Consider the following 17,248-nt stretch of genomic DNA (forward strand, 5'->3'; position numbering starts at 1 on the left):
GGCCTTGAGTTCCGTGGCCGGAATCCTGTATCGGGGTATTGTATAAATGACAGAACAGATACCGATCTTTCCGCTTAATACGGTGCTCTTTCCAGGCATGCCGCTTCTACTGCATATCTTCGAGCCGCGCTACCGCCTCATGCTGGATCGCTGCCTCGAAGAAGGCCTGCCTGTCGGCATCTTTCTGATCAAAGACGGCCGCGAGGCGCTTGGCCCCGTCGCCGAGCCGCATCCGGTCGGTACGCTCGCCCATATTCGCGCCGTTCATCGTCAGGGGGATGGGCGTTCGCATGTCGAGCTGATCGGCGATTCGCGCATTCGCCTCGTTTCGCAGCAAACGCACGCCGATGGTTATACGATGGGCGAATGTGAAAGGCTTTCCGAAGATCTGTCGGCGCTGCCCTCAGAACCGGAACGCATGCTTTTTGAGTCGGAGCTTCGGCGCCTTCTCGATCTGGACGGAACGGTTCCAGTGGACCCGCTTCTTCTCTGCCATTCCGCCCTGCGCCTTCTGGATCTGCCGCTTCCCGAAAAGCAGACCATTTTGAAGATGGATCACTTTATAGACCGCTGGAACGAAACCGAAAGGCGCCTGCATCAGAAGCTCGAATACAGAATGCTGGCGAAAAAGCTCAGTCGCCGCAGCGACGACTCTCCTGAACTTCCCGGTGAATCGCTGAACTGAAGACCCGGCTTTTTCTTTTTTTTAACAGAGGATTAGTCAATGAACGATCGCTGCCCCTGGGTCGATGTAACGAAGCCCGACTACCTGTCCTATCACGACGAGCAATGGGGTGTTCCCGTCTACGACGATCGCCTGATCTTTGAATACCTGACCCTCGAATCGGCGCAGGCCGGATTGAGCTGGTACACGGTACTGAAAAAACGAGAAAACTATCGAAGGGCCTTCGCGAATTTCGAACCGGAGAAGGTCGCCCGTTTCACTCAGGCGAAGATTGAAAAACTTCTTCTTGATCCGGGAATCATACGTAACCGCCTCAAGGTCGAGGCTGCCGTGAATAACGCCCGGCTTTTTATAAAGGTGCAGTCCGAATTCGGATCATTCTCTGACTATATCTGGAGATTTGTGGACGGCCGCCCCAGGGTAAACACTCTGCGCGAGAAAAAGGATTATCCGGCGACAAGCGCCGAATCCGACGCCCTGAGCAAAGATCTGAAAAAGCGCGGCTTTAAATTCCTCGGATCAACCGTCTGCTACGCTCACATGCAGGCAACGGGAATGGTTAACGATCATTCGCTGAATTGTTTCAGACGACAGCAGATCATCGACTCATATTGAGGATTCACTTCTTTCGCAATCAGGACGCAATCAAAACGCCGATTCCGAGAATTCAAACACCAACCGGTCAACGCGTCAGGCTTGTGATAAGATTGGCGTATTCGGGAAAATCCTTAATGAGACGGGAACGCTCGGCCATCTCGAAGTCGGCGAAATCAAAGCCGGGAGCGACGGTGCATCCGACCAGAGAGAACTCGCCTGCGCTTTCTGAGGCAAACCAGGCGCCGGCCGGCACAACGGCCTGATACGCCAGCCCGCGACCAAGTTCAATCCGCTGATAGCGCTCAGCACGATTTGCATGCAGCACGTGAACTATGATGGGATCGCCGGCATAGAAATGCCACATCTCGTCGGATTTGATACGATGAAAGGCCGAGAAATCCCCTCGCTCCAGCAGGTAATAGATACCTGTTGATGCCGACCGGGGCCCCGGGAAAAGACCGGGCAACTGGATTTCGCATGAGGAACGGTAGGTTTCCCGGTAGTAGCCGCCTTCAGGATGCGGTTGCATCTGCAGACGTTCAATCAGAGACGCTGCCGATTCCGTCGATTCCGTCGATTCCGTCATTGGTCCTCCCGACAATCGGCACAGAGCCCGTAGACCTCAAAGACGTGCCCCATCGGCTTGAATCCCGCCGCCTTCAGCTCTTTCTCAATGCCCGGTTGCGAGCTGATCTCGCCGATACATACCGATTTGCGACACTTCAAGCAGATGGCATGGTGATGGTGGTCCTGGCCCTGATATTCGAAGCGCGCCGAATCTCTGTTCTGCAATCCGACCTGCGAAACGAGGCCGGCTTCGGTAAGAGTAGTAAGATTTCTGTAAACGGTATCAAGGCTTACCGCCGGTTGCCGTTCGATGATATTCTGGTGGATCTCCTGAGCCGAAAGAGGGGCCTGCGCTTGAATAAGTATACTCAGTATCTCGGTACGCTGCGGAGTAAGCCGCAATCCAAGATCCCGGATGCGCTTGAGAGAATGATCCAGCTCCTGTTGGCTCATCGGTACCAGATTGCGCTAAAACCTGACACTGACGAGCCTTTTCTGTCAGGTCGTCGGAGGCCGGCCTGAATGGCCGCTTTACCGGAACGGTCCGAAATACCCCGTAGTCGCACGCCTCTCTTCTGTCGTAACGGCACGTCCTCCGGGTCCACCGTCGGCCTCGATATCACGATAGGGATGCATGACGGTGGCGAAGAAATACAGCGAGCCGTCGCCCAGTCGAATCCAGGAGGGAGACGTGATCTCGGCTCCGCGCGGACCATGCAGAAGGCGACGAAAATTCCCCGTGCGAACGTTATACGACCAGAGAAAGTTCAGGCTATGGCCGTCATCGGCATCTTCGGCGATAAAGAGCAGGTCGCTTCCTGGCAGAAAGGCGATGTTGTCGGGCTCGGCCATGCGGTCCGGATCACAGAGATCGGTCTTTCGTCCGGCCACCTGCGACTCGGCCAGCGGTCGCCCCAGCACAAGAGGGTACAGCTCACCGATGACATAATCACTATTGATAGATGTATCGGCCTTCAGATCGGCCGCAAAAACGGCCCCACAACGATTCGCAGTAAGGCGAATATGATCCGCTGCGATGCCCTTTCCTTTTTCAGGTTGCATGGCCTTTTCGATTCGCGAAACGGCAAAGTACAGACGATTGCGCACATCGTCATAGGCGACGCCTTCTTTTTTATTGAACTCGGCCGTAGCACCGAGCATGACGGCGTACCGTCGGCTTTCCAGCCTTGAAGCAAGCACCGATACTGGCACTCCCTTAAACTCACCGCTTTTCAGCTTCAGGCATTCCAGCTTCGAATCAGGAGCGCTGAGGTTAGACGTTCCCGCCTCCACAGCGGTGAATCCTTCCGGGCAGGCGTTGTTAACCGGAGCGACGGCATCAAAAAGATCCTGAAAGAGAGGACCCGAAGGGCCCGCAGCGCCGGGAACGATATCACTTTTCAAGACGGATTCGATCTGAGCCTCTGTGGCATGGCCGAGAGAGACCCACTGCAGATCGGCGATGACTGAAGATTCCCGCAAAACGTCGGCCTTGCGTTGATTCCAGCGAGCGGCATAAAGCGTTCCCGCCGTAAGATCGCCCGGCTTATCGGCGACAAAGAGAAAGAGCGTGCCGTGTTTTCCGTCATCGCTCATGTAAACGGTGCGGCGATCGGGCATAACGACGGCAATTTCATGCGAGAAGCGGCCCAGGGCATAACGCTTGCGAGTTTCGGTCTTTCCCGAGCCATCAAGCAGGATCACCTCAGGCGTCCATCCGTACAGATACGGGTTCATGTTACGCAACACGTCGGTGTGCGAAGCATCACCCGAGAAAAAGCCGGCCATGGCGTTATACCGGGCATCGATGCGCCCAAGCGTATCGCGCATTCCCGCGTTCGGTTCATACTCCTCAGATCCTATATGCGATCCCCACGGCGTTATGCTTCCGGCACAGGGGCTGTAAACGCCTCCCTGTTCGGCAAAGTCCAGGTTCCGCGTCGACAGAGGAATCAGCTTTCCTTCTTCATCCCGCTTTACGGACGTTATATAAACGGCTCCCGGTACGGATTCAAAATGCTGGACGACGAACAGATTGCCGTCGCGCTCCAGCATCGTTGTGAAATCGTTGAAATTGCTAACGCCGGCAAGCGGACCGTCGTTCACTCCAAGCGAACGGAAGACGTTGCGAACGGGCTGCCCGGTCCGCGACAGCACCTGACCGTACACTCCGCCTGTAATCGCATCGCCGGAACGCAGAAACGTCTGGTATTTGATCGGCATATCCTTTCCCTGAAAAACGGCCGAATCAGTGCTGCGAATCGAATGTCTGCCCTCTTCGCCTTCGGGCCAGCCAATGCCGCGAAAATCAAGGGAGATTCGCGAGCAACTGACGGCAATCGGGAAGATCAGGGCGAAGAGTATTGCATTTTTCATACCTCAAGCTCCTCATGTGCTGCGCGCAGGCGCGTCATCAGATATTTTGCCGCGCCGTCGGCGGGGTTCTCTTTCAAAATCTCTTTCAAGAGCGGAGCCGCTTCGGTCATATGCCCTTTTTCGATCAAACGTACGGCCTCTTCAAAACGCTCTCTGTAACGAATAAGGGGCTCCTTCTCAACGGCGGAGTAGGCCTCAAGCCATTCGTAGACGACGACGGGCTTATGCTTTCCTTTTACGTTCACACGACCGAGATACCTTTTCAAGAAGAGGTCTCTCTTTTCATCGAGAGAGTCGATGACCTGCTCGCTAACGATGACATGCGCTCCATACGTTTTTGTCAGGCTTTCGAGGCGCGACGCCAGGTTAACGGCATCTGAAATGACCGTGCTGTCCATACGCATCGCCTCGCCGACCGTTCCGAGCATCAGGTCACCTCTGTGAATGCCGATGCCGATGGAGATGGGCGGTAGCCCTTCTTTCGCTCTCATCAAATTGAAATCAACCAGTCGGTAGGTCATATCCTGCGCTGCACGCAGAACGTCATCGGCCGATCCCGGGAACAACGCCATGATGGCGTCGCCGATAAATTTGTCGATAAAGCCGCCGTTGTTGCGAATCGCCGGACTGATATAACTCAGATACGAGTTAATAAACCGAAAATTCTCTTCAGGCGTCATATTTTCGGATAACGTAGTGAACGATCGAATGTCTGAGAAGAGAATGGACATCTCACGCTTCACACAGTCGCCGGGAAGAACGTCAAGAATATCATTCTTGTTCAGATAATCGAGAAACTCCCGCGGAACAAAGCGGTAATAGGCGCTGTTGGTTTCGATCAGCTTCTTCTCGCTTCGAATGCGCCGGCGGATGTTCACCGCCAGGACGGCGATCACAACGAGCAGGAAGGTGATCAGCGCGAGAAATCCGAAGATATAGCTGCGATAACGCTCGTAAAACTCGCGAAACGTAACCGGCTCGTTGATCAGGTGAGACCCATAGGGCAGATCGCCTTCAGAGATACTGAAGCGGCGCAGCTGTTTATAGTCGAAAATATACTCGTTCGGGCTCTCGGTGACGACGGGGATCTCAGACATCGGAACTCCGTCCAGCAGTCGAATGGCAATGGCGGCGGCGGCCTCTCCCTGCGCCCGACCGCTGATGATCTTGCCGCCGACGGCGCCGTTCCCGAGATAAAAATCCCAGTAGGTATAGACGGGAACGCGTGCCAGGCCTGCATAACGCTCGAAGGCCTCTTCATACGTATAGAAGCGGTTATTCGAATCTCTGTTGAAAAGCATAGCCAGGACGATGGCGCCTGGTTCGAGTTTTTCGATCTCTCGACGAAACTCCTCGATGCGCGCCCCCGTCATATAGCGGAACTTTATTCCCTTTTCTTTATAGTCGGGCTCTACTTTCTGAAGAGCTCGATTGTTTGCGACTGACGTCACCGAATCGTCGCCGATGATAACGAACTCCTTCGTCTGCGGATGAAGCCTCAGAGCGAGATCGATCGTATCCTTTGCCGCAAAGGCCTCGACGACTCCAGTGTAGTTTTTTTTTCCAGCCAGAAGCTCGGGCGAGTAGAAATTCACGCCGCAGAAAACGACCGGCGTCGGTTCGCCAAAGATCTCTTCGCGATGCTTGAACAGAAACTGAAGAGCGGCGTCGTCGACGCTGATGATGACGTCATAGTGAACGCGCTGCGCCTTGTATTTCAGGGCAGGAACAAGAAGCTCCTGATACTCCGGATCTTCAAATCGTTTCGTATCCATATATTCATAGAAGATACGCACCTTTGTACCCGAGAAGTTACTCTGGTTAAAGGTATTCTCGATTCCTGAAACGGCCCGTTCCGTCCAGCTCAGTCCTTTATGATACGAATGCAGCACGAGAACGTTCTTTTCCGCCCCCGACGGCGCTGAAAGAAGAGGAAGGGACTGCCCGACAAACAGGAGCAGCCCGAGGCATAGCAATCTCTTTGTATATAGAAGTGTGCGCATCAGTGCACCTCTTCGAAATAGTTATTCGTAGCGCGTGCGAAGGCCTCGATCAGGCCAGGAACCTGCAAGTTGCGCCTGCGAATGCTCTCTTCGCGAATATAGATAACGAAAAGATGACTCGTCTGAACGGGGATCTCCCGCGGAGCGATCTTCTCTTCGATGACGCGAACGGCCATGCGGGCGGCCTCTTCTCCCTGCTCGTATGGCGACACGGCGACGGCCATCATGCCTCCGTCTTCGACATAAAAGCCCCAGCTGCCGATGGCGGGTATTTTCAGCCGCGGCTCCATACGCTCGATAACCTTGCGCGGCTCGATCACGATGCCTTTATCGTCTTTCAGTGTATGGTAGTGCGTCACAAACAGAACGTCGGCCTCGCGGTTCGCACGATCGATGGCGCGATCCCAGTCCTCCATCGTATCACAGAGGATCGTTTCAGTCAGAACCATCGGGCCCCAGTCATAGGCCTCAACCTCATGCTGAATAAAGACCGACGTTGACGATGAGTCGGCAATATGCATGACCTTGCGCCGATTCGGGGGCAGGATCTGCACAAAGACTTCTTTAAAAGCCTCGAAAGGCAGTCGCTCCAGTATACCCGTGGCGTTCTTCGCCTTATCAAATCCGTAATCCTCGGGAAAGGCGTTCACGCCCGTATAGATGATTTTTATTTTCGGATCATCTATGAAGTGGCGCGCCGCGAACTTCTGAGCGTCGTCATCGACGGCAATTAAGATGTCGGGATTCCAATCGCGGATCATCTTCACCACCGTCTCGCCCGTCCGCTGCTTGTATTCAACGCCCGGATTTCGCTTGGTATTCATGTAGAAGTAGCGCGTATTGTAGGCCTTGTTCTTCAAAACGCGAGCAAAGCCCTCGTTGATATCGGTTACCCAGGAGTAATCCGTATCATAGCTGTGCAGAATAAATACTCGCGGTTTGTTGAGGTTGTAGGCGATGAGGAAGACGACGACCATCGACACGAAGGCGAAGGCCATCAATTTTTCTAATTGTATTTTCATAAGAGACCCAGCCATTTCCAGAAAGGTATGGAGGCGAAGACTGCGACGATGCGCAGGGCATTCGACACGGCATTGAAGCGATAAAAGGTTTTCGTATCAAGATGCGGATCTTTCTCCACCAGTGATTCGATCTGCACGTAATACGTACATTGATACGGAAAAAACCATATATCAGAAAGCATCAAAAGAATAAAACCGACAACCCAGGGATTCACACCGAGCGCCTGAGCCATGGGAAAAAGCACCGATGCAAGGATGGCCACCGCCGTATTCGTCGGCACGAAAAAACGCAGAACGATCACCGTGGCGCTGAGGATGATGACGAAGAGCCAGAACTGGTTCTTCATATAATGCCCCATAAAACTTAACGATGCCGCCGCCTCTTTATCCAGTCCCAGATAGGAGATCGTACTTACAAAACCGATCAGAGTTCCGAGGTAGAGCAGAAAGGTCCAGTCCGTACTGACCCGGAACTGCTTCGGGCTCAAAAGACCGACTGCAAGCGTGGCATAGAGCACCATGAGTCCGATCCACGGAAGCTGAATCTTATGAAGCGATTCCGTTGAAATGCCCACAATAAACAGCATCACGCCGCCAAGCGCCGCCCATTCCGGCAACGACATCGGACCGAAAGCCCTGTATTGCATCTTGATCTGCTCGCGCGTTACGCCGGGATCTTCTTTGCCGCGACTGTAGTATTCGAGCAATAGAAAAATGCCTATCACAAGAACGGCGCCGGCAGCAAGAGAGGCGAGAAGCCAGTAGCCCCAGCTGAAACGCTCTTTTACCTGTTGCGGCAGAAGTCCGAAGATGACGAAGTGAATGGTCTTACTCGAAAGAAAGATCGTCGAAAGCATCGTAAACCCGGCAAAGCCCGACATGAAAAGATACGTCGACGTGCGCCCGCCGGGCTTGTAGTTCGATGAATCGATCAGATCTTTCAGAACGGGCATCATCAGCGCGATACGACCGTTGGCCGAGGGCAGAAGCGGCGTTAACAGGGTGCCGATCGAGAAAAGGCTCCATGCATGCCACCGCGGTGAGACGGGTACGGCTCGCAGCATCCACAAGACCATACGAAAGGCCAGGCCCGACGATACGATAAGCGAACTGAGACCGAAAATACTGAGGGCAAGATAGAAGGATCCATCCGTGAAGCCCACAAGGGCCACCTCAGGCGGGGCTATGTTCAAGATCAGAATCGAGAGTATCGCGAAGATGCTCGGAATAAACTCATTCATGAGGCGAAACCCCCACATAAGCACCGTCGCAAGCGATATACACAGGAAGACCAGCTGATTGCCTTCAGCGATCGTCCCGCGGCCGAAGACAAAAAGAAGCGGAGGCAGGATCATCGTCGCAAGCCATCCAATCGTTTTCAGCCAGTCAGGGCCCTGCTCACCGTTTGTGCTTTCGACAGAGTCGACGGCCTTAATACCATGGCCCGTCAGGCGACGCATCAGAGCAGACAGCAGCCCCTGAAAAGCCGAAGAACCGGCAAAGAGGCTTCGCGACCAATCGGCCGCCAGCCTGACGACAAGCGCCTTCTCGGTTACGTGAGCCTTCTGCGCATAAACGCCTTCGGCCTGTAGCGCCTCTTCGCCGAAGGTATCGCCGGCGACGATCTTCTGATCTCCAGAAGGGGCGCTCAGCGTCACCTCGCCTTCAATCACCCAGTACATAAAATCTGCCGGCTGATCCGCAATAAAAATCTCGTCGCCGACCGACAATCGATAACACTCCATCCTTGAAACCACACCGGCGATCTTACGTCGCGGCAGGTTTTGCATGGATGGCACCACAAGGATTCGATCCAGAATATCGGGACCGAATTCCACTCTCTCTCCTGGCATCCTGCAACCTCTCTATTTTAAGGCCCCCTAAAATTGCTTCCTTTTAAGGGGCTCTACAGTGCTTAATCGTCCAGCTCATATCTGTAAACAATATTTAAGATTTCGCGAAACCCTCCTACGAAAATTTCCGCGCATCTACCCGGTTTGCTGGCAATCGCCCACCTCCGCATATGGATTGTTCTCTCGGGAAGTCAGGTTGCAGACTCTGCAAATTCACACCCGGATGCAGAGAAATCCGAGCAATTAAATAGCGAGCGTTCGCTCGATTTTTTCGGATTGACAGGCAACGCCGGTATGCCGCTTTTCCGTATGGACTTCACAATCTCAGAAAAGATGCAAATGACGCTCGATCTGATCCGCACATTCCTCGCAAAAGAGGTCGATCCGCTTGAGCAGACCTTTTTTCGTAAGCCCTTTCGCGAGCTCCTGCCCGAGCTGGGTCTTCTGCGCGCGAAAGTAAAGCAGATGGGATTGTGGGGACCGCAGCTGCCCGAAGAACTCGGCGGCATGGGCCTCAGCCTGGTCGAGCATGGCCTTGTCTCTGAGGCGCTGGGCCGCTCCCCGCTGGGGCATTATCTATTCGGATGCCAGGCGCCCGACGCCGGCAATATCGAAATCCTGCACATGTTCGGAACTGAAGAACAGAAAGAGCGCTATCTCAAGCCCCTTGCTGCCGGCGAGATCCGCAGCTGCTTCGCCATGACGGAGGTGAACACGGCAGGATCGAATCCGACTCTGCTTGAATCGACGGCCGTGAAAGACGGCGACGAATACGTACTGAACGGCCATAAATGGTACACTACCGGCGCGGATGGCGCCTCGTTTTCCATCGCCATGATGGTGACGAATCCGAAGGCCTCGCCTGCTCTTCGCGCAAGTATGTTCATCGTGCCCACCGACAATCCGGGCTTTCAGCTCATGCGAAACATTCAGATCATGGGCGAATCCGGTTCGGATTACTTCAGTCATGGCGAGGTGATGTTTCAATCCTGTCGCATTCCAAAAGAGAACCTTCTCGGTCGCGAAGGGCACGGCTTTCGCATCGCTCAGGAGCGACTCGGTCCCGGCCGTATTCACCACTGCATGCGCTGGCTTGGCATCTGTGGTCGAGCCTTTGATATGCTCTGCGAGCGCGCCAATGAGCGCGTGATCACGCTCGACGGAAGGACGCTGGCCGATAACGATGCCATACAGCATAAAGTGGCCGAGCTGTATGCCGAGATTCAACAGGCCCGGCTCTCGGTGCTTCATGCAGCCTGGATGATCGATAACGACGGAGCGACGAAGGCACGAGATCATATCGCCGCTATCAAGTTTTCGGTGGCCGGTACCATGCAGCGCGTCATCGACGCCGCTCTGCAGATTCACGGAGGGCTGGGCATGTCGGATGATACGATCCTCGCCTATCTCTACAGGCATGAACGCGGGGCGCGCATCTACGACGGAGCGGACGAGGTTCATAAATCCTCGCTCGGGAAGCGAATCCTCAAAGATTACGCGAAAGGAAAGCGTTAACATGCCTGCTCTTGCCGAACTGCCGCTTCGTTTTCGTGATTTTTCGGCCGAGTATCCGCTTTCGACGGCTCGTCTTGCGCGACAGATCTACCATGATCGGTTGTTTCAGGGCCGCATCAAAAAAGAAGAGAAGGCCGTCGCGAATCTCGAACGCATTATAAGGGCCGTATTACGTTTAAGCCAGAAGCAGGGATTTGCGGCGATGAGTCTTCGCGATCTCAGTCGCGAGGCTGAGATGAGTATGGGCGGGCTCTATGCGTATTTCGACAGCAAGGAAGAGCTTCTTCGCATGATCTTCGAGCGCGGGCAGCGTACCGTGCTTGAAATCTTTGACGAGCTTATGATCTCTTTTTCGGAAGCTGGCGCGAAGCTACAGGCGGCCATCTGCGCGCATCTTTACCTGAGCGAGGCCTTCCCGAAAATATTCTATTTCTTTTTTATGGAAGCAAAGGGCCTCACGCACGAAGACCAGCGGCGCTCTATCGTGCTCGAACAATCGACGGAGTTGATCTTTGCAAGCATTATCGAAGAAGGAGTGCAAACGGGCGTTTTCCATTGTGAAAATCCTCTTATGACAGCGGCGATGATCAAGGCCCTGCTGCAAGATTGGTATCTGAAGAGATATAAGTATGTGCGCAGAAAGATCTCCGTTGAGGACTATGCGACGCAAGTCCTCAATCTTGTGATTCCGTATTTGAAGCAACACAGAAGCGGTTATTCAAGCATTTCGTAGCTCGCAGCCGGTTCCCGAAGCCACCAGAAAACGGGAGTCGAGTTTTATCAGTACAGAATAACTATAAGGAGTTTTATTATGAGCCCGGTATTTCTCGTCGTCGGCGGATCAAGCGTCGCCGGTCAGGCAGCCCTAAACGTGCTGCGAAGGCGTTACCCCGACGCACGTCTTTTCGGTACGTCCTCCGGTGAAAAAACCGTAAACGGAGCCAGCTTTACCATCGACCACATCGACCTTAATAGTGACAATGCCGTCACCCTTATCTGCGATGAGCTGCAAAAAGCCGGCGTATCGGCCGTCGACGGCCTCGTCTTCACTCCGGCCTTCGGCCCGATCGGCTATCCCATTAAGAAAACTCCCGACGAAGACATCAGAGCCGCTCTGCGATTCTCCGTGCAGCCCATGATCGAGCTGCATGAGCGTCTCAAGAGCCCGCGCACGATCGGATTTTCGGCCTTCTACTGGCTGCCGCATACGTTAACCGCATACGGGTCGATGGCCTTTGCGAAGATCGCTCAGGAACGTCTGGCCGTCACCGATCCATCGTTTCAGATGATTCGAGCCGGCACGTTCGAAAGCCGCGCCACACGAGGCATCGGCCTGCTTTTACAGCGCTCTCTTCGCGACACGCTCCATAGCGAGATCCTTGATCTCGGCGCTCGCTGGAAGGAATCGGGAAAGAAGTTCTCGGATTTCTTTTTTGACTATGCCTTTCAATCCGAGCGCGAGGCGTTTGGATCTCGTTTTTCTGAGCCGCACCGAGCGACCACACAATCCGACCTTGAAAGGGCGCTTCTGCGCGCACTTGACGAGGATCGGCCGCCCATCGTCAACGTCATCGGCGACTGGATGTGGACCGATTCAGAAATGCCTGACCTGCCGCCAGAGCTCAACAGGCTGACAGAACAGTAAATATCGCAGGATGTATCCCAAATTTTGAGACTGATCCTCAGCCCTTTATCGTTGACGTAAACGGCAGGCTGTTCTGAATCGGATTCAGAAAAAACAATGCATCTTTATCAGATCAGTGCTGACTTCAAGAGCCCTCGACCGAAGAAGGCTCAAGCTGGTTCAGCCAGATAAAGAGCAGATGAGGTGTACATGCAATCACGCAAATGGATGATGATCGTCGCCATAGCCGCCGGTCTTCTCTATATGATCGTCGACAACACAGTGGGTCGATTCGCCTTTGATTTTATCCCGAAAACGATTCCGATCTGGCTTCTCTGCTACCTCGTTTTCACGACGGTGCGCAACCTTGAGGGACGCCTTGTCGCCCTGGGCCTGCTTTTCGGATCAGGCGGAGACGTTGCCCTGGCACTCGGCCACTTTGTGCCGGGCCTGAGCAGCTTCCTGATCGGTCATCTCTTCTATATTGCCGCATGGACGCGCCGCTATAAGTTCAGCGCTACACGCGCCGTTCCGGCCGTCGCCGTTCTTATAGTCGCCGCCCTGCTTTCCGTCTGGCTGAGTCCGATGCTGGGCGAGCTTGCCATTCCGGTCTACGCCTATATCGGCGTCATCGCCGCCATGTCGGCACTCTCGTTCCTGCGAAGTCGGGATTCGCTCATCCTTCCCATCGGAACGGTGCTTTTTGTAATCTCGGACGCCATCATCGCCGTGAACAAGTTCCATACGCCCGTTCCGCTTTCGGGGCTCTGGATCATGCTCACATATTATGCGGCTCAGGCCATGATCGCCCTTGGCTTCATCGGCGAGCAGGACGAATAACTCGCGCATTACTGCCCGTATAACGGCAGGCAGCCGCTATACGGGCCCGTCTCGAAACGATCCTGTCGTCTCTCTGCTTCGGAAAAACGACCGGAAGCCCTCACCCCCACTTAAAGAAGCGGCGGCCGACGGTAAACATGGCCGCCCCCGATGCGACAAGAATAAGAACAGACTTCCACAGATCGGCGATCCCCTGCCCTTCGAGATAAACGGCGCGTACCGAATCGGCCAGCACGGTTAACGGCAGAGCCCGGATCACCGGCTGTAGAAACTCGGGAAAGCCGTGATAGCTGAAAAAGACGCCCGAAACAAGCATCATCGGCATGACGGCGGCGTTGATCAGTCCGTTACCCACCTGAGTATTCTCGGTGCGGCAGGCAAGCAGAACGGCCATGCCCGCGAAGCAGAAGATGCCCGAAACAAGCATCAGAAATAGTGAAGCCAGAGATCCGACCGGAACAAGGTCAAAAAAGAGATAGGCGATCAGCATAAGGAAGGCCGCCTCAACGGTAACGAGCAGGATGCGTGCGGTGGCAAAAGACAGGAAGAACAGGTTCTGATCCATCGGAGCGGCGGCCATGCGACGCAGAAGCTTCTTCATGCGCAGAGATATAAGAGACCAGCCGATGCCCCACAGACAGGCGTTCATCACACCGAAGGCAAGCAGGCCCGGAATCAGATAGTCGATGTATCGCGTTCCGGGGATGCTGAGCTTTTCTTCTCGAATACCCGTGCCGGAGCTATCGTCGGCCGTCGTTTCGCCGGGCCCCGTCACGCCTGTAGCCCTTCCCTGTTTCTTTAAAGCTTCGGTTAACAGAGCGGCCTTGAGAAGCGCTGCCTCTTTTACGGCCGTGTCAGATGCAGGGTCATATCGAAAGATCAATCCGGAACGCTGCACGACGACAACGACGCGAACCTTGCCGCGCTTCAGAGCATGGCCGGCCGTCTCTTCGTTATACACATGCACACGGAATCCGCCGAGCCCGTCGATGCGACGCTTCACGAGATCGGCGTGCTTCGCAAGATCGGCCTGTTCTGACCGTGCCCCTGTTTCGGAGCCGGCACTTTCGGCGATGAGGCCGACGTCGACGATCAGCTCTGCCGGTGCGCGAAAGGCGAATCCGAGCACGACGGCCAGTGCGGCGGGAAAGAAAAGCGCCCAGAACAGCACAGCAGGCTCGCGAAAGAACTCGCGAAAGTGAATCAACAATAACTGGCCGAACTGTTTCATGCTTCCTCCTTCTCTTTTGCGCTCTCGTCCTCAAGCAGGCTGCGTCCGGTCAGGGCAAGAAAGAGATCGTCGAGAGTCATGCGGTGTATTTCAAGAGAGAGAAGCTCCGTCTTCTGCTGTTTGAGAAAAGAAGGCCATGCAGCAAGAAAGGCCGTTGACGAGCTAACATGCACCGTACCCTCGCCCGTCTTTGCGTCAAAGGTCAGCGACATATATTTGCCGCGGAATTTCGTTTCAAACGCCTTAGAGAATCCCGACACCGATCGAATGCGAAAGTGTATAAAGTAGCCTCCGCCGTTAGCGTCGATCAGTTCATCGAGTGTGCCTCCGGCGATGAAGCGCCCCTGGTCGAGAATAAAGATGCGATCTGATAAAACGGCAGCCTCTTCCATATAATGAGTCGTAAGCAGCATCGTCATGCCTTCGCGCTTTAAGTCGTTCAGGATGTTCCACAGCGATCGACGTGCTCCGGGATCAAGCCCCGTCGTCGGCTCGTCGAGAAAGAGAATCTGCGGTCGATGCAAAACGGCGACACCGAGAGCAAGGCGCTGCCGCTGTCCGCCTGAAAGATGCGACGTATAACTGCGCGCCTTCGCTTCGAGATCGATCAGGCGCAAAACCTCGGCGACGCGATCCGGCCCGACTCCATAAAAAGAGGCGAATAGCTCGAGAATCTCCTGCACGCGCAATTTTTCGAAGAAGTGGCTCTCCTGAAGCGAAAGACCGATTCCCGCACGCAGCTCTCTGGCCTGAACGGAGTCATGCCAGCTACGTCCGAGCAGCGTGACGCGGCCGGAGTCTTCTTTTTGAATGCCTTCGAGGATTTCGATGAGCGTCGTCTTGCCCGCTCCGTTCGGACCGAGAAGACCGATAAACTCCCCCCTGTGTACGGTTAACGATACTCCTTTCAGAGCATGCGTATCCTTGAAACGCTTCTGCACGTCTTCGACGACGATGACGGCCTCGCTTGCGCTTCCCCGTCGCGTTCTCATAAAACTCTCCTGTATTCTGAAAGCTCCTGATTCCACACGGGAATACCACAGAAGCGATCCCCTTCAGGGCAGAACGGTCGTTCGCCGGATCGTTTGCGCAAATAACACGGAGCGCGCAGCCAGTCGGTCAGACCGGGCAGGACGACAGCCGCCTGATCGAGCTCCTCGACCGAGGCGCGAAAGATCTCTTCCTGAGCGTTGTAGCAGGTGCGGGCCTTCCATTTATGATGCAGATTCAAGAGATCGCCGCTTTCGTAAAAGCGAATGGGAAAGGCGTTCGGCAGCATATACACGGCCTCTTCTTCTGTGCCGCCGGCGTCGAGAAAACGCACGATGGTGCGAAAGAGATCGGCGAGCTGCTCGTTATAATACTGTCGTGCAGGCTCGCATTGCTCGATCAGCTCGGGTACGATCGCATCGACATCGCCGGTGAACTGCCGCATCAGTACCGGACGCGACGCCGGAACGGTACGGTGTCGCTGATCCTGACTGTCGGCCGTGTGCGAGATCTTCTTCTGATACGTGAACTGTACGTTATACAGGCTTCTTGTCAGGCGAGACATCGTGCTTTCGTTAAGCGTCGATCCCAGATGGCGGTTGCGAGCCGGATCCAGAAGAAGCGCCATCGCTTCGGCATCGGATAACGCCGAAGACGGCATGCCCAGAACGGCACGCACCGACGCTCCAAGCGTGCGCACGGCTTCTGCGTTCGATCCGCAGAGGCGAGCGATACGGCCCTGCAGCGTCTCGTCGAATTCGCGCACAAACTGCTTGCTGATCTGTTTTTCGATGCTTCCCGAGAATCCGAGCGACTCTGACCGGTTGCTTCCAAAGAACTCGTTGAAGAAATGGTATTCCGTCGTCTCTTCAAGAGGCAGAGAATCACGCATCTCGGCAGCATAAAGCGGATCATGGTCGCAGACGGCAAACCACATCGCATCAACGAGATCTTTCGCCTCGCGCGGCACGTCGCTTGCCTGCGCCATACGTCGATAGCGATGAAGCGTCAGTCCGTTAATCGTATGATAGAGATACGTATGTGTGGCCACCGGCAACACATAGCGCGCCGTTTCCATCGCCTTTTTATGGATCGTGTTTTTCCAGCGATCGTGCGATTTGCGCCTCGCCGGAAAGATCGAATAGAAGATGCGCTCGGCCTCGGGCTCAAGAAGCCGGATCAACTCAAAATAGGCGTCAGTCATCTTCTGCATCACTTGCAGATAGAGCGATCGCAATGATTCGTCGCGATCAAGCGACGAAGGCACATGATAACGATCGGCCTTCACCTCAACATAACGCTGGCTGACCTGCTCGGAATTATAGAAGGGATGCGAATGCAGAAAGCACCAGACAAGATGACGACTAACGTTGTCGATCGTAAAAATAAAATGCGGATGCTGACGCGTCGTCAGGTGTCCGGCCTGGAGCGTACTGCGGGCGATTCGATCGCGCAGCTCGACCGCCTTCGGTGTGGCCGAAACGTCTTCGGGGTAGATGATGCCCTTCGAAGAATAGCAGGTGCGGGCCGACGCAATGGAAAGATCGTAGGGGGTGCGGGTGGCATCGATCAGCCGGACGACGGGGCCGTTCATATTCCGGACATAAAACCGCCGGTGCCTCTTTGCGGAAACCGTTTTTATTGGAAGAAAGCAGGCCCGAGCCCCTGCCTGTCAGGCTCCAGCGCTTCGTTCTGTCGCCGGCTCCACACTGTGAACTCGCTTCGAATTCTGTCGGAGGAAGGATACTTCACGCGAGCGATCTCCGTGTAAAAAAATGCTGTGCCGTCGGATGCCGCTGAAAATCCTGTCTTCCATCGGAGAGGTGTCAGAGTGGTCGAATGTGCCTGACTCGAAATCAGGTGTTCCGCAAGGAACCGAGGGTTCGAATCCCTCCCTCTCCGCTGCTTATCTTTCTTGACTTTCCCCCGCAATCCCCGTATGAAA

Annotated in this window: 15 protein-coding genes and 1 tRNA gene; 7 read left to right on the forward strand and 9 right to left on the reverse strand. The window is 54.7% G+C overall.

The features are described from left to right. Window positions 1–46: 46 nt before the first annotated feature. The gene (locus tag LEPIL_RS08135; protein WP_002771708.1) at window positions 47–685 is read left to right on the forward strand and encodes an LON peptidase substrate-binding domain-containing protein; all 639 of its coding nucleotides are present in this window, start codon (window positions 47–49) and stop codon (window positions 683–685) included. Between the two features lie 39 nt (window positions 686–724). Then, window positions 725–1,300 carry a DNA-3-methyladenine glycosylase I gene (locus LEPIL_RS08140; protein WP_002771710.1) on the forward strand — a complete coding sequence of 192 codons (576 nt, stop codon included), beginning with the start codon at window positions 725–727 and terminating at the stop codon, window positions 1,298–1,300. A 67-nt stretch (window positions 1,301–1,367) separates the two neighbouring features. Here LEPIL_RS08140 and LEPIL_RS08145 read toward each other — a convergent pair whose 3' ends face one another. The 6 genes from LEPIL_RS08145 to LEPIL_RS08175 all read right to left on the reverse strand — a co-directional run bounded on the left by LEPIL_RS08145 (window position 1,368) and on the right by LEPIL_RS08175 (window position 9,103). Next, window positions 1,368–1,868, reverse strand: coding sequence for a cupin domain-containing protein (locus LEPIL_RS08145; protein ID WP_002771712.1), 501 nt, complete (start codon window positions 1,866–1,868; stop codon window positions 1,368–1,370). Next, on the reverse strand, window positions 1,865–2,302 hold the full coding sequence (locus LEPIL_RS08150; RefSeq protein WP_002771714.1) for a Fur family transcriptional regulator: 438 nt from the start codon (window positions 2,300–2,302) through the stop codon (window positions 1,865–1,867). The genes LEPIL_RS08145 and LEPIL_RS08150 overlap by 4 nt, the downstream gene beginning before the upstream one ends. A 78-nt stretch (window positions 2,303–2,380) precedes the next feature. Continuing rightward, a complete protein-coding gene (locus LEPIL_RS08155) occupies window positions 2,381–4,225 on the reverse strand; it encodes an alkaline phosphatase PhoX (RefSeq protein WP_002771716.1) in 1,845 nt (614 codons plus the stop codon). After that, window positions 4,222–6,228 (reverse strand): ABC transporter substrate binding protein, encoded by a 2,007-nt coding sequence (locus LEPIL_RS21845; protein ID WP_002771718.1) that lies wholly within the window; start codon window positions 6,226–6,228, stop codon window positions 4,222–4,224. The genes LEPIL_RS08155 and LEPIL_RS21845 overlap by 4 nt, the downstream gene beginning before the upstream one ends. Next, window positions 6,228–7,250, reverse strand: coding sequence for an ABC transporter substrate-binding protein (locus LEPIL_RS08170; RefSeq protein ID WP_002771719.1), 1,023 nt, complete (start codon window positions 7,248–7,250; stop codon window positions 6,228–6,230). Before LEPIL_RS08170 ends, LEPIL_RS21845 begins: the two co-directional genes overlap by 1 nt. Continuing rightward, entirely contained in the window at window positions 7,247–9,103 is a 1,857-nt protein-coding gene (locus LEPIL_RS08175; protein WP_002771720.1) for an SLC13 family permease, read from the reverse strand. Before LEPIL_RS08175 ends, LEPIL_RS08170 begins: the two co-directional genes overlap by 4 nt. Before the next feature lie 309 nt (window positions 9,104–9,412). Between LEPIL_RS08175 and LEPIL_RS08180 the strand changes: the two genes are divergently transcribed. The 4 genes from LEPIL_RS08180 (at window position 9,413) to LEPIL_RS08195 (ending at window position 13,082) form a co-directional block, all read left to right on the forward strand. Continuing rightward, on the forward strand, window positions 9,413–10,618 hold the full coding sequence (locus LEPIL_RS08180; RefSeq protein WP_040919911.1) for an acyl-CoA dehydrogenase family protein: 1,206 nt from the start codon (window positions 9,413–9,415) through the stop codon (window positions 10,616–10,618). 1 nt (window position 10,619) lies between these two features. Next, complete coding sequence (locus LEPIL_RS08185) at window positions 10,620–11,351, forward strand: TetR/AcrR family transcriptional regulator (RefSeq protein WP_002771722.1); 732 nt, start codon at window positions 10,620–10,622, stop codon at window positions 11,349–11,351. Between the two features lie 78 nt (window positions 11,352–11,429). Next, window positions 11,430–12,263, forward strand: a complete 834-nt coding sequence (locus LEPIL_RS08190; RefSeq protein WP_002771723.1) for a hypothetical protein — start codon at window positions 11,430–11,432, stop codon at window positions 12,261–12,263. Window positions 12,264–12,452: 189 nt separating this feature from the next. Next, a complete protein-coding gene (locus LEPIL_RS08195; RefSeq protein WP_002771725.1) occupies window positions 12,453–13,082 on the forward strand; it encodes a lysoplasmalogenase in 630 nt (209 codons plus the stop codon). 100 nt (window positions 13,083–13,182) lie between these two features. Here the strand turns inward: LEPIL_RS08195 and LEPIL_RS08200 are convergent, their stop codons facing one another. The 3 genes from LEPIL_RS08200 to LEPIL_RS08210 are packed head-to-tail and all read right to left on the reverse strand — an operon-like array spanning window position 13,183 to window position 16,897. Next, complete coding sequence (locus LEPIL_RS08200; protein WP_002771727.1) at window positions 13,183–14,313, reverse strand: ABC transporter permease; 1,131 nt, start codon at window positions 14,311–14,313, stop codon at window positions 13,183–13,185. Further along, entirely contained in the window at window positions 14,310–15,305 is a 996-nt protein-coding gene (locus tag LEPIL_RS08205) for an ABC transporter ATP-binding protein (protein ID WP_002771728.1), read from the reverse strand. Before LEPIL_RS08205 ends, LEPIL_RS08200 begins: the two co-directional genes overlap by 4 nt. Further along, entirely contained in the window at window positions 15,302–16,897 is a 1,596-nt protein-coding gene (locus LEPIL_RS08210; protein ID WP_002771730.1) for an FAD-dependent thymidylate synthase, read from the reverse strand. The genes LEPIL_RS08205 and LEPIL_RS08210 overlap by 4 nt, the downstream gene beginning before the upstream one ends. A gap of 223 nt (window positions 16,898–17,120) precedes the next feature. Between LEPIL_RS08210 and LEPIL_RS08215 the strand changes: the two genes are divergently transcribed. After that, window positions 17,121–17,205 (forward strand) — tRNA-Ser (locus LEPIL_RS08215). Window positions 17,206–17,248 lie beyond the last annotated feature (43 nt).

The organism is Leptonema illini DSM 21528, assembly GCF_000243335.1.
Lineage (GTDB): Bacteria > Spirochaetota > Leptospiria > Leptospirales > Leptonemataceae > Leptonema > Leptonema illini.